At 42.3% G+C, this 1,344-nt stretch carries 1 pseudogene; it reads left to right on the top strand.

The window, feature by feature from the left end:
* Positions 1 to 1,344: pseudogene (locus ACFIJ7_RS09475) on the top strand (hypothetical protein); the annotation flags it as partial.

The following is a 1,344-nucleotide window of genomic DNA, read 5'->3' as shown; positions in this document are numbered from 1 at the left end:
GTTTGAATGCTTCTTCTGTTTCAAAAGACAATTATTTAACAGCGCTGAATGTTGCTTTGACACCCAAGGTAAATGCTTCTGATGACTATGCAAATTTTTTAACCAAAACTCTTCTAGGTCCGAGTGATGAGAGCTCTAAAATAAATGTTTTGACAACAGATAGTAGTGGCGCATGGGAAGGTGTGTCAAATATATCTAAAGCCAAAAATATGAGTGATCAAAAAACGCCCCAGTTCACAAGAGTTATTCATATGAATTCTGCAGATACAGAAGCCAATGATGTTTATGAAGAAGAAAAAAACTTTAATGTTTCAACGCCTGAGGTTGCGCAGCCAGTAAATAAGCTACCTGTTGTTTTTCAGAGTCGTGCGGGGCTAACCCGTGCTGCTGGCAATCCTCCTGCTAGTGTAACATTGGGTGATGGGGCATTTGTAGCCAGAGAGGCATCTATTGCGATAGGTTCGCAATATGATCCTGGTAGTGCGGGGGGGGAGGTTTTTACGTCGCCCCATGTTTATGGGCGTGGTGGGATTGCTATAGGCTCTTCTGCTAAGATTGGTGTTAGTGGTTCTGAGAACAATATGCCCTCATATGCGATAGCTATTGGTCTTCGTTCAGTCGTGGGCTCAAAGGCAGACAGTTCAATAGCTTTTGGTTATACGGCTAAGGTTTCGGACGGTCTTGAGGGCGCTGTCGCCTTGGGTCGTTATAGTGTGGCTATAAAGCCAGGAGGTATTGCAGGATATGACCCCATAACTGGAAAAGTCACAACTAAAAAAGATGGAGCATGGGTATCTACAAAAGGCTTTGGTGCAATTACTATTGGGAGTGTTCCTAATCAAGTAACGCGACAAATTACTGGATTGTCAGCTGGGACTGACGATACTGATGCAGTAAATGTTGCGCAATTGAAAGAGATGGCAAAGCTTGCAGGAGGGAGTTGGAAACTCTCTGTTGGTGGTGCAAATACTACAAGCGTTGATATAGCTCACGCAGTCGATTTAGCTGCTGCAAGTGATAACATAAAGATTACCAAGGGCAAGGACGACAATAAAGTAAAATTTGATCTCGCTCGGAACATTGTAGTCGATGTATTACAATCAGGAAACACCATCGTTAGTTCCGTAGGCTTAGTGATTGCCAATGGTCCGCAAATAATGGCGACTGGTATTAATGCAGGAAATAAAAAAATTACAGGCTTAGAAAAGGGTACTGATGATACTGATGCAGTGAATTTTGCACAGCTAAAAGCAGCACAAGAAGCAACGGTTATAAAAGGTTTAAAAATTAACACTACTGGCAAAGATTTTGCAGATGCTATAGCTGATGCAGAAAATTCAGTCG

Source organism: Bartonella sp. MR100HLJHH (assembly GCF_042194215.1).
Taxonomy (GTDB): domain Bacteria; phylum Pseudomonadota; class Alphaproteobacteria; order Rhizobiales; family Rhizobiaceae; genus Bartonella; species Bartonella grahamii.
This window is presented reverse-complemented; position numbering and strand designations above follow the sequence as displayed.